Raw genomic sequence first — 20,965 nt, forward strand, 5'->3', positions numbered from 1 at the left:
GAGGGGTGGGTGCCGGCGGTGACTGCCAGGACTGGGGACCGGAGACGGTGGGGGCGCTCTGCCCGGGCCACGGGTCCACCCAGCGGGGCGCCGTGCACCGTGCTGCCCGCGGCGGCGCGGTCGGCGGCCGCGCGGCGGTTGTCCTCCAGCTGCCGCTGCGACTGCGGGGTGCCGTCCGGGTGGACGTACCCCTCCTCGCCGGGGCGCGGCCAGTCGCCGTCTCCGCGCTGAGCGTCCGCCACCTCCGGGGTTGGCGTGACCTCGGGGCTGTCGTTGTGTGCCATGAGTTCCTCCCGCAGGCTAGAAGGTGGGGGCGATCATGCCGGTCCCGGCGATGATGCTGATGCTCTTGGGGTACCGGCCCGCGTGCAGGGCGGCGTAGTTGTAGAACCGCAGCAGGACCGACATCTGCGCGGCCAGCGGCTCCCTGAAGGTCTCCGTTCGCGGGGTGCCCTCGAACAGGATGATGTCGCTCGACCGGGCGATGATGATCCGGTCCTCGTTGGTGCCCGCCCCGAGGTTGGTCGGGATGTTGGGGTCGACGAACACCGGCAGGCCCTGCATGGACCCGACGAACCCCTCGGAGTTGACCTCGCCGACGGCGGCCAGCACGTTCTGCGGGCTGCCGGCCACCGGGGTGACCAGCGGGCGCCCGGCGGTGTCCAGGGCCGACAGCAGCCACGCCCACCGGCGGGGGTGCATGAAGATGACGTCCGGCGGCATGTACCGCTGGGTGTGGATCTGCTGGATGGCGTCGGCCATCTTGGCGTACAGCTCGCCCGCCGTCGGAGAGGCGTCGGTGTAGGTGACCGCGTTCGCGCCGGACACGTTCAGCAGGCCGACCTTGTTGGTGGCGTTGTTGCTGAGCGTGAAAACGTCCACCTTGACCGCGTAGTCAGCGGCCAGGTCGGCGAGCAGGATGTCGTCGATGTTGACCTGCGACTGCTCGATGAGCTGCAGGGCCACCACCTGCTGGCCGGCGATCGTGGCCACGTTGGCGGTGATGCTGTTGGTGGTGGCGTCGGTGTTCTGGACCGCGGTGTTCTGGGTCGTCTGCTCGGCCACGGCGGTGCCGGTGGCCAGGCGGGGCAGCGAGATGGAGTCGGTTCCGCCGGGAAGGTTCATGTGGCGGACCCGGTTGGCCACCACCCGGGAAGCGCGGGCGAGCCCGATGTAGTCCTGGATCATCCACAGCGGCGGGACGAACTCGCCGCCGGCGCCGTCGGTGGTGGTCAGCGCCCGCTGCTCCAGAGCGTGCGCCACTTCGCGGTCGTTGCGGGTCAGCCGGTCCATGGCGTCCCGCGACCCCATCAGCTGGGCGCGCACCAGGTCACGGAAGTAGGACTGCTTGCCGCCCTTGCGGTAGGTCTCCGGCTCGGAGGTCACCGACACGGTGGGCCGCTCGCGCTGCTCACCGGTCTGACCGTACTTGGCGGCCAGCTCCCCAGCGCGCTGCTCGCGCTTCTCGTCGTCCTCCAGTTCGGCGATCCGGGAGCGCTTCTCCTCGATCTCGTCGTCCTTGGCCTTGATCGCGCCGCGCTTCTCGGTGAACGCGGCGGTCTCCTCGTCGCTCAGGTCACGCTGCTCGGCCCGGGGCGCCTCAAGCACGCCGTCCAGGTCGGTCTTCAGCGCGGCCCGCTCCTCCAGCAGCTTCGCGAGCTGCTGGCGCAGGAACTCCAGCACGGAGTCCCTCCTTTCGGTAGTGGGTCGTGCCTGCGATCCGTCCGGGTGGTGGCTCAGGTGGTGGCACGCCGAGGGCGCGCTCCGGCGTGAGCTCCGGCGCGTCGGGTGGTGCAGGCGGAAAAGTCAGCCGAGGAGAACGGCCTCGGCTTCGTACAGCGACAGCGGGTTGCGTCGCTGGGTCTTGGGGGGCTGGACCGGCGCCCCTGGGGTGGGCGCGGGGGCCAAGCGCCGGCCGAGCCGCTCGTACAGGGCGCGGACGTCGCCGTCGCCCATCCGGTCGATGTCCAGGCCGCGCAGCGCCACCGACGTGCCGGGGTTGGCGCCGAAGTTCACCACCGAGACGTCGCCACGGTTCAGCGACACCTCGGTGATGTCGCGCTGGTCGTAGTCGGGAGACCACTGCTGGCGCACCACCCGGAACGCGAACGACATCTCGTCCACGTCGCCGTCCTTGAGGGCGGCGAGCATGTCGCGGACGTCGGAGCGGGTGGTGTTGACCTCGGCCGCCATGTGCAGGCCGGTGTCGTCCTCCGACAAGCGCAGCGTCCCGGACTTGGTGTAGGCCATGGCGAGCCCGCCGTGGTTCAGCAGCAGCTGCACCTGCGGCTGCTCCGAGAGCGTCTTGGTGAACGCGCCGGCCCGGACGACCTCGGTGTAGGCGCCGAACATGTCCCACATTTCGTAGCCGTGCTCGGTCACCGAGGCGTACCCCTCGATGGTGGCCGAGCCGTCGGATGCGGCTCGCACCTCGACTTGCACCGGGTAGGCGCGGCGCTCAGGGCCGCGCGACTTGGCGCGCTCGCTCAGGTCCACGTCTACTCCTCGATCTGCTTGTCCGCCGCGGCGTCCCCGCCGAGCTCAGTGAGCTGCTTGATCTGGTCGGGGGTGAGCGGCGGCCGGTCCTCCAGCTGGCGCGCCTCGTCCTGGGTGCCGAACTTCGCCCTGATCGCGATGGCGTGCGCCCGGAACCGGGTCAACAGGTCCGTGCGCAGCAGGGCACCGCGATTGAACTTCACCTGATGGGGGCGGGGTAGCAGCCCCGACAGGGCGCGTTCCAGGCGCACCAGCCACGGGTCCAGGGCGTAGATGAGCAGCTGCAGGTTGCGCTGCTCGATGTTCTGGTAGGTCAGCGACCCGCCGGTCTCGTACCCGAGGATCTCGGCGATGCCCGGCCCGAAGATGCGACAGCACTCGGCCGAGGTCATGTTGTTGGTCTCCAAGAACTGAGACTCGTTGGGGTTGATCTGAATCTGCTGGTAGGCCCACCCCTTGCCGAGGGTCACCGGCTCGCGTTTGCCGGTCAACGCCGCCATGAACCGGGCCTTGGCGGTGGTCGCCTGCTCCTGGTCGAGGTTGCTGTCGCTGGTCAGGATCCCGGTGGGGTGGGCGCCCTCTTCGAACCATTGGGCGCCGAACCGCATCGCCGCGATGCCCACGCCGATCGTCAGCGCCTGGTGGGCGATCGGTGACATGCCCGTCAGCTGGCCGGGGATCGGGTACACCCGCTTGTGCCACACGTCGCCGGAGTGCTCTACCTCGACGCCACCGACCCGCCACCGGGGCAGGCCGTCCTTGCGGTCACGCCACCCCTGCACACTGTCCGGGTGCTGCAGCACGATCTGCGTGGGCGTCCCGCGACGCGGGTCACGCTCCCCCACCAGGCCGTACACGTTGCCGCGCAGCAGGCTGGAGGCCATGTACTGCCAGATCCAGTCCTCAAGGCCGTACCCGTCGCCGGCGGGGTCGAGCAGCCACCCCGGCTTGGGCCGCTCCTGCTTGGCGGGGCCCTCACCGGCGAACACGTCGATCGGCAGCATGCCGGCCGTACCCGCCAGCAGCGACACCGACGCCCACACGGCCACCTTTTGCAGGCTCGCCTCGGCCCGGGACAGATCCACCCGGGCGAACGTCGACCCGAGCGAGGAGTTAGGGGGGATCGGCGGGTCCGGCGCGCTGCGGCGCTCCACCCGCGGGTGGCCGCCGAAGAGCAAGCTCACAGGACGCTCCTCTGCTCATGCATCCGCGTCCACGCCCGATCCGCCAGCAGCAGCGCCCCCGGGGTGATGAACCCGGCCGGCGGCCACGCCAGCCATGCTCCGTAGGACACCAGCAGCAGGCCGGTCAGACCGGGGAGCGCTGCCACCAGCCAGCGCAGCAGCGTGCCGGTCGGCGCGGCCGCGGTGGTCGCCCACGCGGTGAGGGATGTGCGCACGCGGGCTCCTCTCACCAGATGTTGTCGAGCGGGTCGGCGTCCACCGGTTGCGTTTCCAGCCCCCACACCGCCAGCGTCAGCGCCACCAGCGGCGAGATGTCCACGCTCACGCCCCGCCGGGCCCACGCCCACGCATCGCCCAGCGTCCGCTTCTCCGCGCCGGCCAGCGCCGCGTCCAACGGGGCCTGGCCAAGGTGCCGGAACCGGTCCTGCTCCACCGCGTCGTAGAAACCCGAGCACGCCTGGCCGACCTCGCGCGCCGTCGGCACCGAAACCTCGATGCCGCGCGCCTCCAACGGTTTGATCAACGACCCGGCGGGCCCTGCCCCGTCGATGACGACCGCCGACGGCTTCCACCGTTCGACCAGGTCGGCCAGCCGGTTCACCATCCACCCGGTGCCGCGGGCGTGCTCCACGACCTCCCCGTGCAGCAGGCCGTCAGCCCGCCACCCGGCCACCGAGATCGCGCCCATGCTGCGGTCGGGGGTCACGTCCGCGGAGAACGCCACCGCGCCGTCGCTGCGGGACCCAAGGTCGATCCGCGACCGCCACACCGCCTGGCCGATCACCAGCCAGCCGGCGCCGTCGACCGGGTAGTTCCCGACGCCCAGCCGCTCGCGGAGGAACCCGCGCGCCGACATCGACGCCTGTTCACGGGCCACGTGCTCGCCGCTGATCCGGTAGCCGAGCGCCGGGTTGGCCTTCGCCCACGACTCCGGGGACTGCGCGTCGTCGTGGTCGCGGCACGACTCTTTGCACTCGCCCCGGTGCGGGTCGATCGACCACTCGAAGAAGGCCAGCGAGGCGTCCTGCCCCGTCAACCCCCGCGACCGCACCCGGGCCAGCTGGTCACACGGCGCCAGATCCCTGTCCGGGGCGCTGGAGGTGTACCACAGCTGCGGGTTCGGCCTGGCCGACATCGTGGGCATCAGAGCGTCCACCGACGCGTCAGGCAGGTTGTAGGCCTCGTCCAAGATGACGCAGTCGCCGGTGAACCCCCGGCCCGAGCCGGTGGAACGGGCGACGAACCGCAGCCGCTGCCCGCCGCGAAGCTCGATCCCCTCCTCGCCGTGCGAGGTGCGGACCCGCAGCACCCGCCGGTCCATGTCCGGGGTGTTCTCGATCAGCGACAGGACCCGGCGGAACGCCTCCTGCGCGGTCTTGAACTCGTGCGCGCTGTGCAAGATCAGCCGCTCACCGAACAGGAACAACCCGGCGAGCTCGCGGGCCTCCAGGATGCTGCCCTTACCGTTCTGTCGGGACACGATCAACCCGACTTCGAACGCCGCCCACTTCCCGCCGGCGCGCTCCCCCAGCGCGTGCTCCAGCACCAGCCGCTGCCACGGATCCAGGACCAGGCCGGCCGAGGCGGCGAGATCAACCGCTTCCAGGCCCGCGCTGCTGACCCGCGGCGGGATGCTCAGGATCGGCGGCTCCTGCCAGCCGGTGAGCACGTCGGGCGGCGAGATCGTCAACGGTCGACTCCTCCCGGCCGGTGGGGACGGTTGCCAGCTCTCGCATCACGCTGGTGAGCTCCTTGGCCAGTCGCGCCGCGTCCGGGCCGAGCGCCCGCCCAAGCTCATCAGCGAGCTTGTCGCGGATCGCCTCCAACCCACGCCGGCGGTCACCGGACGCGACCTCCTCGACGAGATCCACCGCTCACCCCCAGGCTTGGTGATCATGGCCGGAGATCCGTGGGGAGAAAAAAGGGAGCCTGTGAGCGGGTCTCCCGTTGTCGTCGCTCAAAAAATCCTGACCAGCGTGAACGCGGGCTGCCCGGTTCGTGGTCACCATGCGCGTGAGGTGCGGAACGCGGGCACGGGTGTGCGGTTGCCGCGCTTGCTGTTGCATCGCCTGTGCGCGGGTTTGAGGAGCCGCGGGTCGCGTGGTGCGCCGCCCCTGCTGATGGGGTCTACGTGGTCGGCGGTCCATGACATGGGGTGTGCTGCTGGGAGGGTGAGGTCGATGGCGTGCCCGCACAACCAGCAGATGTCTCCGCCTGGGCTGGTGCGTAGCTGCTGGGTGATGCGCCGCCATGGGCGTCCGGTACGGCCCTTGCTGCGGGGCATGACCAACACCCCCTGGACATGACGAAGGCCCGCACGGTGGCGGGCCTTATCGTCTCAGCTGATCACATGGTGGCGTTCGCCCTGGTCGTTCGTCAAGCGGACTGTGCGATCTCGTCTCCTCGGATGCGACGGCAGGTGGTGTGCCGGCATGTAGCGCAGGCAGGACCGACGAAGGGGGCGATGTCGACGCCGGCCAGGAGGTCGATGACGTCGCCCACCCGGTAGAGCGGGCGCCCGCGGTCGTCTCTGCCGCGGGCGAGGATGCGTCCCCGGAACGCCATGCCTCGGACCTTGGACGGGGTGAGGTCAGGGTAGTAGGCGTGCAGAGCGCGGGCGGCCTCGGTCGCGGTGGCGAGGTGGTCGGCGGCTTGGCGTAGCAGCCAGGCCTGCCGCAGGTGAGTGTCATGGCGGGCTCCGCAGGTGTGGCAGCGGATGGTGTCGGCGCCGTGCCGGGCGTACAGGTCGGCGGTGCATTCGCCGTCGTCGGTGTCGGCTGCGCAGGGCCCGGCGTACCAGGTACCGGGCGGGCGGTCGATGGTGCGGCGTGCGTGCCGTACGGCGTCGGTGAGCTCGTCTACGGCTTCGTCCACGGCCGGGTGGCGGAAGAGCCGCACCCGGTGACGTAACAGCCAGCGGGACAGGCCTGTGAGGGTGTCGGGCGGGGTGCGGCCGAGGTCGGTCCACTCGCACGACGGGTGCGCGCAGTCCACGCACGTGGGCCCGAAGACCGTCGGGGCGCCCTCAGACAGGATGCGGTGCCAGCCGACGAGCGCGCTTTTCAGGATGTCGGTGGCGTCGCGGGCCCGCTGGTCCCACGGGAGCTGGGAGCGGCGGACGGTCAGCCCGATCTCGGGGTCGACGTCGTCGGGGGCCAGCGACAGGCCGCCGCCGTCTTCGCCGAACCTCGCCTGCCGGGTGAGGGCGATGTCGAGGTCGGCGGCGAGGGCGGGCACGTCGTCGAGGTCGCGGAGCAGGCGTCCGCTGCATGCCCGGCACACGCGGAGGTTGCCGGGCATGACGCGGTCGCAGGATGGGACTGGGCAGGGCAGGCTCACGGGACATCCCTCGGGTCGTACGCTGTGGGACAGCCCGCTGTGGCAGGTGTGGTTCGAGGGGTGGGGCGGCTTCCCGGTTGGCAGACCAGGGAGCCGCCTTTTCGCGTCTACGGGTGCCGAGTTTCCGCAGGTGGCATCACAGCGACCTGCGGCAACACGGGCAGGTGTGCGGGGTCGCGTTGAGGTCTTCGTCGGTCCTCTGGTAGCGGAGACCGTTCGGGGTGGGTGACGGCCATTGCACTTCGAGGCGGCCGTCCCACCTGGCGTAGGCCCGCCGCCAGCGCTTCTCCAGGCGGCGGCGTTCCAAGTGCCGCAGCAGGCGTCTCAGCGGGCTCACGGTGTCGGCTCCTGCGGCTGGCCGAGGGCGGGAGGCGGCGGGGGCAGGCTGGACACAGGGGCGATGTACGGCTCCCGCTTGACGGGGTCCCACCACCCCCCGATGAGGCGCTTCTCGTCGGCGTCCACGGGCCGCCACACGATGTGGCCGTGCTCGTCTAGCTGGTAGGCGTAGACCTTCAGGAACGGGGCGTCTAGCAGGAAGAGCTCCCACCTGTAGACCTCGTTCGGGTCGATGTTGTGGGCGCGCATCCATGCGCGTACGGCGTCGCAGTACGCCGTTTGGCCCTTCATCCGGTTCCAGTAGTCGTCGTCGCGGACGTCGGACACCTGGAGGGGTTCCAGCGAGGCGAGGTCAGCCATTGCCGCCCCCGGTCTGCTCCCAGACGGGCTCGTTGCACCTGCACGCCTCACGACGGACGTAGAAGCCCAGCGGCAAGGCGGCGGCGTGGGCGTTGGCCTCGGAGGCGTGGTGATAGCCGCTGATCGGTTCGCAGTCGAGGTCGAGGACGATCCAGCAGCCTCCGTCCCAGCCGTGGGTGCTCATCGGTTGCCTTCCTCGGGGGTTGCGGGGGCGACGTGCTCGTCGAACCAGAAGGGGTCCAGGACGGGGCAGTTCACGAACAGCGGCGGCCGGAGGTCACCCGCCGCGAGGGCCGCGCTGTGCCGGTCGAGGACGTGGTCAATCCCGGCGCGCATGGCTTCCCGGGTGATCCCCCAGGTGCCGGGGGCGATCGCGCCGCAAGTGGTGCAGCGCATGATCTCGATGTCCTGGTCGTACAGCGGCAACCAGTCGGGTAGCTCAATCTGCCTCACGCGTTGCCCCCGGTCTGCTCGCCGTCGGCGGGCTGGTCGAGGGCCCCGGACGCGGGCAGCCCCTCAGTGGTGGTCTCCTTCACCCACAGGCCCGTCAGAGATCTGGTGTTGTGGTCGTGGTCGCAGGTGACGCGGGTTTTGTCGCTGACACCCTCCGCGTCGAGAGCGCGGACGAAGTCCCTGAGCGCCCAGACGGTCATGCCGCCCTGGTACGACGGGGAGCTGCGGATCTGTAAGGAGCTCGATCGGGAGCGGATGATCTTAGCCATGGCGGGTGCCTCCCTCGGTTTCGGGGGTCGGGGTCGGGGTCTGCTCGCCGTCGGCGGCCCGTCGCCCACCGGAGGGGATCGCTTGCATCTCTCGCACGCGGGCCATCCGGTCCGTGGTCATTCCGTAGGGGCGGTACCGCGTGCAGCGGGCGCACCGGCCGGAGCCCTCGTACTCGGTGACCGGGTCCACGCACGAGCAGGTGTTGTGCGCGCTGGCGATGCCGGAACAGTCGTGGTGGTACAGGCCCGGCTCGCCGCGCCACCACCGGCCGCGCGGCCCGTCCCAGGAGTGGGAGACGTTGACCGGGTCGCTCTTGCGGTGGGGGCCGTTGCACCACGCGCACCGGGTCAGGATGCGGCGGCGAAGCTCCTGCAGCGGCGGGATCTGGACCTTCCAGTGGTGGACGTGCAGCCGCCATGCCCAGTGGAATTTCCACTGCCAGTCGCCAGTCGCGTCCTGGTGGCGGGTGTGGTGCTTGCACACCTCGCCGGAGTCGCGCCCGCCCGGCTCGCGGTGCCACACGGTGACCAGTCGAGGCCAGTACAGCTGGGGTGCGAGCGCCCTGCCGTCGCTGGTGCGGGGACGGCTGACCCGTGGCCAGGGGCGGCGAATCTCGAATGCGACGACGAGTGGATCATGCATGATCGGTCTCCTCGGTGGTGGGGGTGACCACGCCGTCGGCGGGGACGTCCAGAGCGACGCGGAGGTCGTTGATCACCGACAGGACGTGGTGCAGGCTCCGCTGGTCGCCGGACACCTCGCGATGCGCCCACGCCTCCAGCGTGAGCATCCGGTCTCGGACCCGGGCGACGGCGGCCTCGGCCTGCTGGAGCGTGTGGGAGCGGAGTACGGCCATGACGGCGTCGGTGGCGCCCTGGACGGTGAGCCCAGGGACGGCGCTGTCCCGGATGGCGTCCGCGATCGGCTCGCGAAGCGCTGTAGGGGCTTCTGGAGCGTTCCGGACGTCGGTTGACCCAGAGATCCGAGGATCGGCCCTTTCGGCCGTCTCCGTGGATCCTGGGGCCGTCTGCGCGGTCGTAACGGGCGCGTCCTCGGCCCGGACGACGACCATGCCGACGGCGGCGAGATCCCTCAGCGTGCGTTCGGCGCGCGGCAGACACACCTCGCAGGGCTTGCCGTCCACGGGACGGCTGCACTCAGCCAGGGCCAACTCGGCGGCTTGTACTGGCATCAGATCGTCCCCGCCGCGCCGAAGTCCGGCAGCACCCTCGCGCCGTCGGCACGCCCCCACAGATGCAGGGCGTGGGCGTGGATGTTCACGTGCCGAGACCGGCGTGGGAACACCTGGTACGCCTCCCGGTGGTCCCCGAACACGCCCGCCTTGAGCACCGCCAGGTCGTCGTACGTCGGGATGTGGCCCCGCCAGGCGATCGAGGCGTGCAGCCACTCACCCCCGTCGATCGGCGCCTGGGAGACGATGACCGAACCGCCGTGGATGTCCAGGGCGATGCGCAGCCCGGCCGGGCCGAACGCTTCGGGCGGCGACGGCTTGAGCCCGGCGAGGCGGAGCGCGCGGACCAGGCGGATCGGGTCGCAGTCGAGTTGCGCGAGGTGGGTCAGGTCAGGCATGTGCGGTCCTTCCGGCGATGGTGCGTACGACGAGCGGGGTCATGCGGCTTCCTCCGAAGCGGGGATCAGCGGGGTCACAGCCAGCCGGTACACGGCCACCACGTCCTCGACACGGGCCATCACCTGCGCCAGTCGCTCGCCGCACCCGCCGCACGCCAGAGAGCAGGCCCGGTCCATGCCGCCGCACACGGTCGGCCGGTCGCGGACCAGAAGCTCGGTGGCCGGCGCGGTCTTGCACCACTCGCAAACCGGGCGGGCCGGGGCCGGGGTCATCGGCCCTCCACCGCGGAGCCGTGGGCCATGTCCACGAAGCGGGCGTAGTGGCCCTGGAACGCGACCGCGGCCACGCCCTGCGGGCCGTTGCGCTGCTTGGCGACGATCAGGTCCGCCTCGCCGGCGCGCGGGCTCTCCTGCTCGTACATGTCGGGCCGGTGTACGAGGATCGCGATGTCAGCGTCCTGCTCCAAGGCGCCGGATTCGCGAAAGTCCGACAGGATGGGCCGCTTGTCGGCCCGGTGCTCGGTGAGACGGTTGAGCTGGGCCGCGAGGATGATCGGGATGTCGAAGTCCATCGCCAGGATCTTCAGCGCGCGGGCGATCTCGGACAGTTCCTGCTGGCGGTTCTCGGCCTTGCCCTGGGACTTCATGATCTGCCAGTAGTCGACGACCACCAGACGGGGCGGGGCCTGGCGCATCATGCCGCGCAGGCGGTTCCGGATCTGCCCGACGGTGCAACCGGGCGCCTCAACGATGGTGAGGGGCGCGCTGTGGAGGCGGCTGATGTGCCTTCCCAGCGCCTGCCACTGATCAGTGGACAGGGTGTGACCCAGGATCGCCTTGAGGGGGACGCCGGCCTCGGCGGCCAGGATGCGCTTGGTGATCTCCCGTTTGCCCATCTCCAGGGAGAACACGACGGTCGGGAGCTGGTTCTCGATGGCGGCGTGCCGCGCCCAGTCGGTGATGGTGGTGGACTTCCCGACCCCCGGCCGGGCGCCGACCGCGACGAGCTCGCCACCCCGCAAGCCGGGGATGAACCTCCTGAGGTCGCGGTACGGCGGGACGACCAGGTCGTCGGTGGCCAACTCCTGCTCGATCTCGTCGAGCACCGACTGCAGCATGTCCCCCAGGACGGCGGCGCCACTGTCGGCCTGGTCCTGGATGGCGCCTTCGACCAGGTCCAGGCAGCGGTCGATGTCGGTTTCGGCGTCCCAGCTTTCGTGTTCGGTGACCCGCACCGCCTGGCGTAGGCGCAGGTTGAGTTCCCTGCGCTGCCAGTCCCCCACGATCCGCCGGCAGTGCGAGGGCAACTCCGGCCCGGTCCCGGCGTGCTGCAGCAGTGAGAACACGCCGGCGCCGTGACCAACCTTGTCGGCGCGGCCGGTGCGGGTGAGCTCGTCCAGCACGGCGGCCGGTGAAACGGGCTGCCCGTTGTCGACGAGGTTGACGACGGCCTCGTAGACCAGGCTGTGCGCCGGTTTGGCGAAGTGCTCGGGCTTGACCAGGGACGCCGCGGTCTCGGCTGCGGGCTGGTGGCCGATGACCAGGCCCAGGACTTCCCGTTCGAGCGCGATGATCCCCTCGCTGGCCAACCAGCGGTCGGTGTCGAAGTCGGCTGCGCTGGTGGGTGTCATCTGCCCCTCCGCCGGTCGGGGCCAGTGATCTTGACGGTGGTGGCGTTGTGCGCCAGCCGGGAAGCGACCCGGTCGCCCAGCAGCGGCCGAAGCTCGGTGGTGTTGCTGGTGAGGATCGTCGGGCGGCGGTGCGACCACCGGATGTCGATCAACGCCATGAGGTGGTCGGCGTCCCAGTCCGACACCCGGACCGAGCCGACGTCGTCCAGGGCCATCACGTCAGCGTCGGCCAGAACGTCCAAGGCGGCGGTGTCGACCGGCGGGGCGATCAGCCGCTTCAGCTCGTGTGCTGCGCGGATCTCCACGGTGCCGCGGTAGCCGCCACCGATGAGCGTTTCCTGGATCTTCCACAGGGTCCAGGTCTTCCCCGAGCCGACGTTCCCGGTGAGCACCAGGCTGCCCACCGGCTCGCCCTGCCCGACCCGGTCCACCCACGCGGCCACGTCGGGGTGCAGCTCGCCGGGAACGGCGAACATGCGGGGGCGGCGGGCGTAGAACCGGGTCAGCCGGTCCTCGATCTGCTCTTTGATCCACGACTCGGTGGCCCGGCGGCGGGCCTCGTCGTAGTCGTAGTCCTCAGGATTCACAAGTTCACCTCAGCGTTGTTGATCTCTTCGGCCGACTGGACGTAGGCGCGGGCACCGGAACCGGTGGCGAAGTTGGCGCCTGGACGGCCGACGGTGCCGGTCGGGCGGAGCTGGCGGACGTTGCTGGTCCGTTCCTTGGTCCACCCCTGGTGGCGGAGCATCCACGCCTTCCAGGACCGGCTCCAGCCGGGGCGCTCCTCGGGTTTCTCGTCGCCCTCGGCCGTGAAGTGGAGCTTGAACTCCGCGGTCTGGCCGTCGATGTCGACGAGAGGGCAGTTCTCCCGGGCCCAGGCGAGCATGGCTTCGTCGGGGGCGAAGTCGGGCGGCAGGGGGATCTTCGGCGTCTTGGCGCGCTTGGCCGGTTTCGAGCTTCGAGAGGCACGCCGCGAAGCGGCGTCTTCTGTCTTCAAGAAGTCTTCGTCGGCAGAGTCGGGGGGAAGTTCAACTTCCCCCTTAGAACCCTCTACCTTGGCGGCTCGTGTATGCGGACCCTTTTTTTCGTCATTGGGTCCGGCTACGCGGACCTGAACGGCGTTCGGTTGGTCGATAGCGTCCTGCAGTCCGGACCCAAACTTTGTTCTGTTTTCGCCGATAGCGTCCTGCAGTCCGGACCCAAACTTTGTTCTAGTCCGCGTATCCGGACCCTTTTCCCCCTCGGTTAGGGTCCGCGTAGCCGGACCCTGTTCACTGCTTTCGGTCCGCGTAGCCGGACCCTTTCCGCTCTCAATAGGGTCCGCACAGGCGGACCCATTCACCACGCCGGCGTACACCGCCGTGCTCCCCCGCTTGCCCGCCGAGACACGAACCAGGAAGCCTCGATCGACCGCCTCCTGAAGACGCTCAGAGATCCGCGCCTTGCCCCGGCCGATGCGCGTCGCGAGATCCTCCCGCGGCACCGACACCCGGCCGGCGGCGTCCATCTCCTCGATCGCCATCGAGACCAGGAGCACCTTGATGGACTCGGTGATTTGCGGGCTGCGCAGGACCTCGCGGATCCACCGGGCACGGAAGGTGCCGTCGGTCAGTCCGTTGAGGGTGTCGTCGTCCACGGGACAGGTCTCCTGGGCTTCGTGCGGTCGGGAGAGGGTCAGGGCGAGGGCGGGGCCGGTCTTCGGGCGGGCGGGCCAGGCCTCGGGCAGCGGTCACGCAGACGCATGGGGCGCCTCCTCGATGAGCTGGTACTCGCCCAGGCGGCACCTCGGAATGCGAACCAGCACGGTGTTGCCGCGCCCCTTCTCGGGCGAGGACAGGCCGACCACGTAACCGGGGAGAACGCTGGTGATGGTGATGAGCCGGCCCCGCCGCTTCTTGGCCCACGGCCGCCAGATCTGGCCGCGGTGAGGCTGTATCGGGGTGGGCTCGGCCCGGCCGCGCGAAGCGGCCGGGCTCGTTGCGTCGCGGCGGGAGGTCACGCCGACGCCTCGATCAGGTCGAACAGCGTCGGCATCGAGGCCTCACGCGCGGCCGCCTCCACGTAGGCCACACCGTCGCGGAAGTAGCCCGAGTTGAGCTCCACACCCAGGCCTCGCCGGCCGAGCTTCACCGCGCAGTACGGCACCGTCATCAGGCCCCCGAACGGGTCGTAGACGGTCTCCCCCGGCATGGTGAACTGGGTGATGAGCCGGTCGACGATGTCGAACTGCAGAGGGCACAGGTGCATCTGCTGGCCCTTGCGCTCCTGCTGCATGTTGAGCGTGCGCATCCGGGCCACGTCGGTCCACACATCCGGGTGCCAGGACGGGGGTTGCAGCAGCATGAACCCGCTGGGCAGGCGCCGCGCGTCCTCCAGAGCCTCGGCCGCGCGGACGTGGTCCTCGTAGTCGTAGACGTTGTCCAGGTAGTGGTCGCGGAACAGCTTGAACACCTGGTCTGCGGGCAGGCCCGCCAGGTCCTCGGGTGTGAGCGGCCGGTTGCCGTTGGAGCGGGTGAACCCGTGGGCGTCGACCTGCCACCGGGCCCGGGTGAACGCCTCCTTGGACTTCACCACGGGCACGTCGGCGTACCCGTTGCTGGCGTCGGTGGGCGGTTTGCGGAACAGCAGCAGGTATTCGGGGAGGCCGGCGCCCATCTTCGAACCGTCCTTGCACTGTTCGGTCCAGCCCAGCCGGTAGGTCTGGTTGTTCTCCCGGACGACGTCGGTGACGATCGTCTTCATGCCGAGGAACGCGAACCCGTGCTGTGTGTAGTGGGTGATCGCCTCGGCGTGGAACGGTTGCACGGTTTGGAAGCCCAGCCCGGTCATGCCGCCGGGGACGATCCGGTCTTTGACGTGGATGGCGGCCACCCGGCCGGGGCGTAGCACCCGCAGCAGTTCGGGGGTGAGGTAGTCCATCTGCGCCCAGAAGTGGGTGTTGTCGTCGGTGTGCCCGAAGTCGTTGTACGACGGGGTGTACTCGTACTGGGTGGCGAACGGGATCGAGGTGACGATCAGGTCGACGCTGTCGGTGCCCATGGCCGTGGTCTCCTCGACTGTGTCGGCGTTGACCAGCCGGTAGCCTTCGCCTGCGACCTCGATCCGCTCCACCCCGATGGACCGGCGCAACGCCGCCGACATCGACTCCTGCGACAGCCCGTACTCGCGGATGATCTCGCCCATGCGGGCGACCAGCTGGTTGTGCTGCGCCCATTTGCGTTCCAGCCCGGCGCGGATCCCCTGCTCGGCCTCGGTGTAGATCAGGTCGATGCGCACCGGCTGACCCTGCAGGAACCGGTGGATCCGGTGGATGGCCTGCACGAAGTCGGCGAACTTGAACCCGATGCCCACGAAGATGGCGCGGTGGCAGTGCCGCTGGAAGTTGCACCCGGACCCGGCGATCACCGGTTTGGTAGCCAGCAGCCGGAACTCGCCGTCGGAGAAGCCGACGATGCGGCGTTCCCGCTCCTCCAGGTCTTGTGATCCCCACACGGCGACCGCTTCGGGCATGGCGGCCTCGATGGCGTGCCGTTCGGCCTCCAGGTCATGCCACAGCAGGAAGTGGTCGTCCGGGGATGCCTCGACGAGTTCGGCCATCTTGGCGACCCGCGCGGCCAGGCTGTCGCGCTTCTCACCGGCCGCTTCCTGCACCCCGAGGGACGCGTCCCGGAACAGCGGGGCGCGGCCGCGCCGGTCGAACACCGCCTCCGCCTGGACGGTGGACACCTCGTGCCAACGCACGTCCAGCGGCGGCAGCACGTACCCGTCGTCGGAGTGGCCGAGGTCGGACGGCTTGTGCAGGAACATCGCCCACGACGCGACCCACAGCCAGAACTCGGCTTCCTTGTGCGGGTGCAGGGTCAGCTTGTCGGCTTTGGTGGAGTCGCGTTTGAAGAACCGGGTCTTGGCTTGGCCGACGTCCATGACGTCGAGGAACGCCGCGTACGCGAGTAGCTCGATGTACTCGTTCGGCGAGGGGGTGGCCGTGGCCACGAACCGGTAGTTGCCGGAACCCTCGTACAACCGCATCAGCTCGCGGAACGTCTTGGACCCGCCGAACCCGCGCAGGATCGCCGCCTCGTCGAGGCTGACGGCGTCGAACTCTCGCGGATCGAGTTTGCCGTCACGCACGGTCTCGTAGTTGGTCAGGTAGATGCCGTCGGCGGCCGCGTCACCGGCGTCACGGATGAAGGTCACCTCAAGGCCGAGGAGCCGCGCGTCGCGGGTGAACTCCTGGCGCACCCCGAGCGGCAGCACAATGAGCCCGCGGCCGCCGCCGAGCTTGGCCAGCACCAGCCGGATGATCTCCAGTTGGATGAGGGTTTTGCCGAGGCCGAACGACGCGAACACGGCTCGCCGGCCGCCGCGCACCGCCCACACCACCGCGTCCCGCTGGTGGGGTTTGAGGATGGGGTGCACGTCGCAGGGGTCGACGTGCAGGCCGGTGGGGACGGCGAGCGAGGCCTTGGCTTCCAAGAACTCGGTGTAGGTGGTCATGGTTCTCCTCAGGCCAGTCGCAGCGACATGACGAGCTCGCGGAAGTCGGGGGATTCGCCGGGCACGGCGACCAGGGCGGGCCGGTTCGGCGCGTGCATGCCGATGCGCACCTGCTCGGCGGTGACCCCGGCCGCGACGACCGCTTCGACCAGGTAGTGCGGCTGGAATGCGATGTCCAGGGGCGGCCCGTCGAGGTGGCAGGCGACGGTCTCGGCGCCCCTGCCGACGTCGCCGCCGCCGGCTTGGACGAGCACTTGCCCGTCGTCGAAGGACAGGCGGACGGCGGTGTTCTTCTCGGCGACCAGGGCGACCCGTTTGATGGCGTCGGCGAACGGGGCGACGTCGAGGGTGGCCCACGTCGGCATGTCGTCGTCGAGCCGCGCCCGGTAGTCGATGAACTGCGGGTCCAACAGGCGGACGGTGGTGGTGCGCCCGCCGTTGGTGACGCTGGCCTGCTTGTCGTCCAACCCGAGGTGGACGTCGAGCCCAGGGGTCAGCCCGCGGGCGATGTCGTGCAGCACCCGGGCGGGGATGAGCGCGGCGTGCTGGGCACCGACGACGGTGGGCTGCCACGACAGTTCACGGTGGGCGATTCGGTACCGGTCGGTGGTGGCCAGGTTGAGCTGGCCGCCGTGGTTGTCGAGGCGGATGCCTGTGAGCATGGGCAACGTGTCGTCGTTGCTGGCGGCGTGGTGGACCTGCGTGATGGCGTCGCGGAGCACGGCCGCGTCCACGGTCCCGATCTCGGCTGGGGCCCCCGGCAGGGTTGGGTAGTCGTCAGCGGGCATGGTGAGCAACCCGAACTTCGCGCTACCGCAGACGATCTCGACTTCGCTGCCGGACAGGGCCATCTCCACGGGCCTGGCGGGGAGGCTCTTAGTGATCTCGGCGAGGACCCGCCCGGGGAGGAGAACGACGCCCGGTTCGGCGATGTCGGCGGGGATGGTGCAGCGGGCGGAAACGTCGTAGTCGAAGACGGACAGGGTCACCTTGTCGCCGTCGGCAGCCAGCAGGACCCCGGCCAGGACGGGGACGGCGGGCCGTTGGGCGATGAACCGGGTGGTCCAGGCGACGGCCTCGGCCAGGGTGCGGTGGTCGAGATTGGTCTTCATGCGGCGGCGTCCTCAAGGTGGGAGGCGAACAGGGCGGTCTGGCCGTCGGTGGCGGCCGGAGCGGGCTCACTCGGCGGCGGGACGAGCCGGATCTTGGGCTCGCACTGGTGCTCCGCCTCCCACCGCCTGGCGTCGACCTCACTGAACGGGGCGCCGCTGACCCCCCGGTCGTCGGCGATGGTCGCCTTGCAGGTGCCGCAGTCGGCGTCCCACGGCGGGATGAGACGGGTCAGGCAGGGCAGGCACACGCCGGGCCCACGCGGGTCCAGCCACCCGGACCCTTCGCGGGGCTCGGGTTCGACGGCGAGCAGGTGCTCGCAGTCCGCGTAGGCGTGGCCTTCGGCCCCGGCCGGGTACCACGGCCGGATCAGGCCGTCGGGGAAAACGCTCACGGGATGTCCTCCGTTCGTGGGTGCGTGGGGTGCGGTGGCGGGCCTCATGCGGCCGCCTCCCGCTGGCGGGCGGTGTGGACCAGCCACGCCTCTATGCGCTGACGGGTCCGCACGGTCGCCTGGCCGCGGCGCAGCATGTCCAGGACGCTCGGGCTGATCCGCGTCTGGTCCAGGACGTCGCGCCACGGCAGGCGAAGCTCGGCTTTCTGGGCGATGAGCTCGGCGAGCAGCGCGTCGGCCGGGCGCGGGTGGGCGACGACGACGTCGACCAGGTAGGCGGGGTCGGGTGCCGCCTCTTCGGCGGGGATGCAGACCCGCCCGTCGGTGCCGATGAGCCAGCCCGGCTGGCGGGCGACCAGTCGGCGGATGCCGTGCGCGGGCCAGCCGGTGAGCCGCTCGACTTGGGCGACGGTGCGCTGGGTCTGGAGCAGTTCCAGGACAGCCCCGGCGGGGGGCAGAGGGTGGCGGGCGGTGGCGTACATCAGGCCGCCACCCCCTCGCCCGCTCGATCGAGCAGCACGCCGGCGGCGTAAGCCGCCTGGAGGGGCACGACGCCGTTGCCGAGCGCGTGCAACATCTGGTTCCGGCTCAGGCCAGGCACGTCCGTGACGTGGCCGGCGGGAAGGCCCATCAGCCACTCGACGAATCGCGGACTCAGGCGCTCGCCAGTTCGCCCGGGCTCGGTTGGCCGGGGGGCTGGGCGTCCGAGGATGCGCCCCCAGCTGGTGACGGCGGGTCGGTAGGGGCCCCAGTCGACGTCTCCCGGAGGATCACCTGTGACAGCGGCGGCCGGAAGCCCTCGCTCGCCCGTCGGCCCGGCGTCCCGGTGTCGCTGGCCCTCGGGGTCGGCAGAAGACGCTGCACCGCTGAGGGAAGCATCAAGTCCCCCGAGGAGCCCCGCTGGTTCGGCCCGCCCTTGGTGCCGTCCGTCGCCCTGGGGGTAGGCAGCAGCGTCACCGTGGTCCGCAGGTCCAGTCCCCCATCCCCGTGCCGGCCCGGACCATTGCCGTCCGTCGCCCTGGGGGTAGGCGAGGCAGAACCACCGATCACGCTGGTGAGGGGCTCCGACGTCGGACGCGCGTAGAGTCGTCCACTCCGCATCGAACCCGATTTCGGCAAGGTTGGCGACGACGACGTCAAGGCCGGGTCGTCGAACAACGATTCCTGCCACGTTCTCAAGCACGAGGAGTCGGGGTCGTAGTACGCGAGCGGCATGGGCGATGGTCTTCCAGAGGCCACTGCGGGTGCCTTCCTTGATGCCTTCGCCGCGGCCGGCGTAGCTGATGTCCTGGCAGGGGAACCCGCCGAGCATGATGTCGACGGGCTCGACAGCCGCCCAGTCGACGGCCGTGATGTCGCCGAGGTTGGGCACGGTCGGGTACCGGTGGGCGAGGATCTTCGACGCGCCCGGGTCGACATCTGCGACCCAGGTCAGCTCGAAGTCCAGGACCATGGACAGCCCCATTTCGAGGCCGCCATAGCCGGAGCAGACAGAGCCGGCGCGCATCATGCCACCCTCCACTGCGCCTGCTCGGACTGCTGGGCGGCGTACGCGGCGGCGTACCGCTGCACGGTGCGCTCCCCCACCCCGAGCTCCCACGCGATCTGCGCGGCTGTACGGCCCTGTGAGGCCAGCTCGACGTAACGGGCGAGCATTCGTTTGCCGTGCGCGTTGTGAGGCGCCCACGGCTCTTTCAGCTCGCGGGTGGTGGGGTACTGGGCGAGGGTGCCGTTGTCGTGGTGGCGGGGGTAGCAGGCGGTGCGCAGGCCGCGCGCCTTGTGCAGGCCTCGCCGTCGGCAGCAGGCGCAGGTGATGGTGACGGTGGGCGTGCTCATCGGCCCCACCCCTTCGGCGCCTTGAGGTCCACACCCTGACGTTCCATGTACCGGTCCCACGCGGGGCCGTCAGCAGCCAGGGCGGCGGGCGAGCCTTCGCGGATGTACTGGGCGATCTGCGCGTCCCGGGAGGCGCGGGTGCGGGCCCGGTCGGCCCGGTGGTGGGCGACGGCGAGGGCGATGATGAACGCGCTCGCGGTGACGGACAGGCCGCCGATGACTGCGAGGACGTCCTTGACGATCCCCATCACGCGACCTTCTGCTCGGCGCTCATCGCGCGCCTCCGTTGGCGACAGGGGCCACCACAGGCCCGGGGCGGGGTGACGGGACCGTGCGGGCGGTAGCACCCGTCACAGACCCGTAGAGCAGGGCGAAGGCGACGGCGACCGCGAGGGCGATGCCGACGGCGTGGACGCCGGGGAAGGTGTTCTTCACGACACGCCCCCCGTGAGGCCGTGCGTCTCAACCGTCTGCCACAGCTCGCGCACCTGGGCACCGGTCAGTCCGCCGTCGTTCTTCTTCACAGCGCTGTCGGCGAGCAGGACGAGCGCGTCGCACGCCTGACCGTCTGCGGGGATGCTCACCACGGGGTCGTGGACGCCGAGGAGCCAGTGCGTCAGCACGCGGACGGCGTCCGCTTCGCTGTTCGTCAGGGCCATCACGCACCTGCCTTCACGGCGGGTTCGCCGTTGAGCTCGGCGCGCAGCTCGTCGCGGTCGGCCATCAGCCCGGCGATCGTCTGGTCCCGGTCGGCCAACTTCTCGCGCAGGTGCGCGGCCTCGGCAAGGGCGTCCACGAAGGTCTGCGATCCGCCCTGGAGGTGCGACCCGAGAAGCTCCACAGCGCGCTGGAGGCGGGCGTTGTCGGCCAGCAGGGCGGGCACCCGATTGCGGCAGGCGGCCAGGAACTCGGCCACGTCGCGCCGCAGGTCGTCGTCCTCGCCGTACTCCTCGTCCCGGTCCCAGGTGTCCAGGGAACGCTCGTACAGCAGCGAACTGCTGTCGTAGGAGGACGGGGTGCTGTACCCGGTGATCTCGCCGTGCTCGTCGCGGGTGATGCGGCGGAGCGCAGACTCCTGCCATACCTGCACTTCGCCTTCGCAGTCGGAGACGAACCAGGGGGCTTTGGGTAGACGGCCGAGCATGTCTTCGATGTCGGTGAAGTCCTCGGGGGTCTTCGGCTCGGTCATCGGGCGCCGCCCGTCTCGCGCTCCCGCGCCGCCCGCTGCCGGGGACCGTTGGTGAGCATCGCGTCGTACTGGGCGCGCACCCCCGGCGCCTCGTCCGGGACGTCACCGCCCTGCCACCACAACCCCGGGTGGCCCTCGCTCGTCTTCACGTCGGCGCTCACTGCTGGGCCCCGTTCACCTGCGACGACGCGAACTCGCCCGGCACCTGAACGCGCTCCATGACCACCGGCGGCCTCGTCGTGATCAGGAGGGAGGGCGGCGTCGACCGCACGCTCGC

General features: G+C 70.5%; 33 protein-coding genes. All 33 read right to left on the reverse strand.

Features of this window, described 5'->3' with window-relative positions:
- Nucleotides 1-284 (reverse strand): hypothetical protein (locus AB0B89_RS23640; protein WP_358556656.1); only part of this gene is annotated, 284 nt, incomplete at its 3' end.
- A gap of 16 nt (nt 285-300) precedes the next feature.
- Nucleotides 301-1,683, reverse strand: a complete 1,383-nt coding sequence (locus AB0B89_RS23645) for a phage major capsid protein (protein ID WP_358556659.1) — start codon at nt 1,681-1,683, stop codon at nt 301-303.
- A gap of 123 nt (nt 1,684-1,806) precedes the next feature.
- Nucleotides 1,807-2,496: an HK97 family phage prohead protease gene (locus tag AB0B89_RS23650; RefSeq protein ID WP_358556661.1), complete on the reverse strand. Its 690-nt coding sequence runs from the start codon at nt 2,494-2,496 to the stop codon at nt 1,807-1,809.
- A gap of 2 nt (nt 2,497-2,498) precedes the next feature.
- Nucleotides 2,499-3,680 carry a phage portal protein gene (locus AB0B89_RS23655; protein ID WP_358556664.1) on the reverse strand — a complete coding sequence of 394 codons (1,182 nt, stop codon included), beginning with the start codon at nt 3,678-3,680 and terminating at the stop codon, nt 2,499-2,501.
- Nucleotides 3,677-3,895 carry a hypothetical protein gene (locus AB0B89_RS23660; RefSeq protein ID WP_358556666.1) on the reverse strand — a complete coding sequence of 73 codons (219 nt, stop codon included), beginning with the start codon at nt 3,893-3,895 and terminating at the stop codon, nt 3,677-3,679. The genes AB0B89_RS23655 and AB0B89_RS23660 overlap by 4 nt, the downstream gene beginning before the upstream one ends.
- Nucleotides 3,896-3,906: 11 nt before the next feature.
- Nucleotides 3,907-5,370 (reverse strand): hypothetical protein, encoded by a 1,464-nt coding sequence (locus AB0B89_RS23665; RefSeq protein WP_358556668.1) that lies wholly within the window; start codon nt 5,368-5,370, stop codon nt 3,907-3,909.
- Nucleotides 5,273-5,551, reverse strand: coding sequence for a hypothetical protein (locus AB0B89_RS23670; RefSeq protein ID WP_358556671.1), 279 nt, complete (start codon nt 5,549-5,551; stop codon nt 5,273-5,275). Before AB0B89_RS23670 ends, AB0B89_RS23665 begins: the two co-directional genes overlap by 98 nt.
- 131 nt (nt 5,552-5,682) lie before the next feature.
- Nucleotides 5,683-5,964: an HNH endonuclease gene (locus AB0B89_RS23675; RefSeq protein WP_358556674.1), complete on the reverse strand. Its 282-nt coding sequence runs from the start codon at nt 5,962-5,964 to the stop codon at nt 5,683-5,685.
- A gap of 92 nt (nt 5,965-6,056) precedes the next feature.
- Nucleotides 6,057-7,019 (reverse strand): hypothetical protein, encoded by a 963-nt coding sequence (locus AB0B89_RS23680; RefSeq protein ID WP_358556677.1) that lies wholly within the window; start codon nt 7,017-7,019, stop codon nt 6,057-6,059.
- A 136-nt stretch (nt 7,020-7,155) separates the two neighbouring features.
- Nucleotides 7,156-7,356, reverse strand: coding sequence for a hypothetical protein (locus AB0B89_RS23685; RefSeq protein ID WP_358556680.1), 201 nt, complete (start codon nt 7,354-7,356; stop codon nt 7,156-7,158).
- A complete protein-coding gene (locus tag AB0B89_RS23690; protein WP_358556683.1) occupies nt 7,353-7,718 on the reverse strand; it encodes a hypothetical protein in 366 nt (121 codons plus the stop codon). The genes AB0B89_RS23685 and AB0B89_RS23690 overlap by 4 nt, the downstream gene beginning before the upstream one ends.
- Nucleotides 7,711-7,902, reverse strand: coding sequence for a hypothetical protein (locus AB0B89_RS23695; protein ID WP_358556686.1), 192 nt, complete (start codon nt 7,900-7,902; stop codon nt 7,711-7,713). Before AB0B89_RS23695 ends, AB0B89_RS23690 begins: the two co-directional genes overlap by 8 nt.
- Nucleotides 7,899-8,171, reverse strand: a complete 273-nt coding sequence (locus AB0B89_RS23700) for a hypothetical protein (RefSeq protein WP_358556689.1) — start codon at nt 8,169-8,171, stop codon at nt 7,899-7,901. The genes AB0B89_RS23695 and AB0B89_RS23700 overlap by 4 nt, the downstream gene beginning before the upstream one ends.
- Complete coding sequence (locus AB0B89_RS23705; RefSeq protein ID WP_358556691.1) at nt 8,168-8,440, reverse strand: hypothetical protein; 273 nt, start codon at nt 8,438-8,440, stop codon at nt 8,168-8,170. The genes AB0B89_RS23700 and AB0B89_RS23705 overlap by 4 nt, the downstream gene beginning before the upstream one ends.
- Nucleotides 8,433-9,083, reverse strand: a complete 651-nt coding sequence (locus AB0B89_RS23710) for a hypothetical protein (protein WP_358556694.1) — start codon at nt 9,081-9,083, stop codon at nt 8,433-8,435. Before AB0B89_RS23710 ends, AB0B89_RS23705 begins: the two co-directional genes overlap by 8 nt.
- Nucleotides 9,076-9,633 carry a hypothetical protein gene (locus AB0B89_RS23715; protein WP_358556697.1) on the reverse strand — a complete coding sequence of 186 codons (558 nt, stop codon included), beginning with the start codon at nt 9,631-9,633 and terminating at the stop codon, nt 9,076-9,078. The genes AB0B89_RS23710 and AB0B89_RS23715 overlap by 8 nt, the downstream gene beginning before the upstream one ends.
- Nucleotides 9,633-10,031 (reverse strand): hypothetical protein, encoded by a 399-nt coding sequence (locus AB0B89_RS23720; RefSeq protein ID WP_358556700.1) that lies wholly within the window; start codon nt 10,029-10,031, stop codon nt 9,633-9,635. Before AB0B89_RS23720 ends, AB0B89_RS23715 begins: the two co-directional genes overlap by 1 nt.
- Before the next feature lie 39 nt (nt 10,032-10,070).
- The gene (locus AB0B89_RS23725; RefSeq protein WP_358556703.1) at nt 10,071-10,304 is read right to left on the reverse strand and encodes a hypothetical protein; all 234 of its coding nucleotides are present in this window, start codon (nt 10,302-10,304) and stop codon (nt 10,071-10,073) included.
- Nucleotides 10,301-11,662 carry a replicative DNA helicase gene (locus tag AB0B89_RS23730; RefSeq protein WP_358556706.1) on the reverse strand — a complete coding sequence of 454 codons (1,362 nt, stop codon included), beginning with the start codon at nt 11,660-11,662 and terminating at the stop codon, nt 10,301-10,303. The genes AB0B89_RS23725 and AB0B89_RS23730 overlap by 4 nt, the downstream gene beginning before the upstream one ends.
- Nucleotides 11,659-12,249 carry an ATP-binding protein gene (locus tag AB0B89_RS23735; RefSeq protein ID WP_358556709.1) on the reverse strand — a complete coding sequence of 197 codons (591 nt, stop codon included), beginning with the start codon at nt 12,247-12,249 and terminating at the stop codon, nt 11,659-11,661. The genes AB0B89_RS23730 and AB0B89_RS23735 overlap by 4 nt, the downstream gene beginning before the upstream one ends.
- Complete coding sequence (locus AB0B89_RS23740) at nt 12,246-13,298, reverse strand: hypothetical protein (RefSeq protein WP_358556712.1); 1,053 nt, start codon at nt 13,296-13,298, stop codon at nt 12,246-12,248. The genes AB0B89_RS23735 and AB0B89_RS23740 overlap by 4 nt, the downstream gene beginning before the upstream one ends.
- Before the next feature lie 93 nt (nt 13,299-13,391).
- The gene (locus tag AB0B89_RS23745; RefSeq protein ID WP_358556715.1) at nt 13,392-13,661 is read right to left on the reverse strand and encodes a hypothetical protein; all 270 of its coding nucleotides are present in this window, start codon (nt 13,659-13,661) and stop codon (nt 13,392-13,394) included.
- Nucleotides 13,658-16,159, reverse strand: a complete 2,502-nt coding sequence (locus tag AB0B89_RS23750; protein WP_358556718.1) for a DNA methyltransferase — start codon at nt 16,157-16,159, stop codon at nt 13,658-13,660. Before AB0B89_RS23750 ends, AB0B89_RS23745 begins: the two co-directional genes overlap by 4 nt.
- An 8-nt stretch (nt 16,160-16,167) precedes the next feature.
- The gene (dnaN, locus tag AB0B89_RS23755) at nt 16,168-17,271 is read right to left on the reverse strand and encodes a DNA polymerase III subunit beta (protein WP_358556721.1); all 1,104 of its coding nucleotides are present in this window, start codon (nt 17,269-17,271) and stop codon (nt 16,168-16,170) included.
- Nucleotides 17,268-17,663, reverse strand: coding sequence for a hypothetical protein (locus tag AB0B89_RS23760; protein WP_358556724.1), 396 nt, complete (start codon nt 17,661-17,663; stop codon nt 17,268-17,270). The genes dnaN and AB0B89_RS23760 overlap by 4 nt, the downstream gene beginning before the upstream one ends.
- Nucleotides 17,664-17,707: 44 nt before the next feature.
- The gene (locus AB0B89_RS23765) at nt 17,708-18,145 is read right to left on the reverse strand and encodes a hypothetical protein (RefSeq protein WP_358556727.1); all 438 of its coding nucleotides are present in this window, start codon (nt 18,143-18,145) and stop codon (nt 17,708-17,710) included.
- Entirely contained in the window at nt 18,145-19,173 is a 1,029-nt protein-coding gene (locus AB0B89_RS23770) for a DNA cytosine methyltransferase (protein ID WP_358556730.1), read from the reverse strand. Before AB0B89_RS23770 ends, AB0B89_RS23765 begins: the two co-directional genes overlap by 1 nt.
- Nucleotides 19,170-19,499, reverse strand: a complete 330-nt coding sequence (locus AB0B89_RS23775) for a hypothetical protein (RefSeq protein ID WP_358556733.1) — start codon at nt 19,497-19,499, stop codon at nt 19,170-19,172. The genes AB0B89_RS23770 and AB0B89_RS23775 overlap by 4 nt, the downstream gene beginning before the upstream one ends.
- Nucleotides 19,496-19,747: a hypothetical protein gene (locus AB0B89_RS23780; protein WP_358556735.1), complete on the reverse strand. Its 252-nt coding sequence runs from the start codon at nt 19,745-19,747 to the stop codon at nt 19,496-19,498. Before AB0B89_RS23780 ends, AB0B89_RS23775 begins: the two co-directional genes overlap by 4 nt.
- Nucleotides 19,748-19,769: 22 nt before the next feature.
- Nucleotides 19,770-19,934, reverse strand: a complete 165-nt coding sequence (locus AB0B89_RS23785; RefSeq protein WP_358556738.1) for a hypothetical protein — start codon at nt 19,932-19,934, stop codon at nt 19,770-19,772.
- Nucleotides 19,931-20,158, reverse strand: a complete 228-nt coding sequence (locus AB0B89_RS23790) for a hypothetical protein (RefSeq protein WP_358556741.1) — start codon at nt 20,156-20,158, stop codon at nt 19,931-19,933. The genes AB0B89_RS23785 and AB0B89_RS23790 overlap by 4 nt, the downstream gene beginning before the upstream one ends.
- Nucleotides 20,158-20,688, reverse strand: coding sequence for a hypothetical protein (locus AB0B89_RS23795; protein WP_358556744.1), 531 nt, complete (start codon nt 20,686-20,688; stop codon nt 20,158-20,160). The genes AB0B89_RS23790 and AB0B89_RS23795 overlap by 1 nt, the downstream gene beginning before the upstream one ends.
- Nucleotides 20,685-20,837, reverse strand: a complete 153-nt coding sequence (locus tag AB0B89_RS23800; protein WP_358556746.1) for a hypothetical protein — start codon at nt 20,835-20,837, stop codon at nt 20,685-20,687. Before AB0B89_RS23800 ends, AB0B89_RS23795 begins: the two co-directional genes overlap by 4 nt.
- Between the last annotated feature and the right edge of the window lie 128 nt (nt 20,838-20,965).

Origin of the sequence: Sphaerisporangium sp. NPDC049002 (assembly GCF_040649355.1) — a bacterium.
Classification (GTDB): Bacteria; Actinomycetota; Actinomycetes; order Streptosporangiales; family Streptosporangiaceae; genus Sphaerisporangium.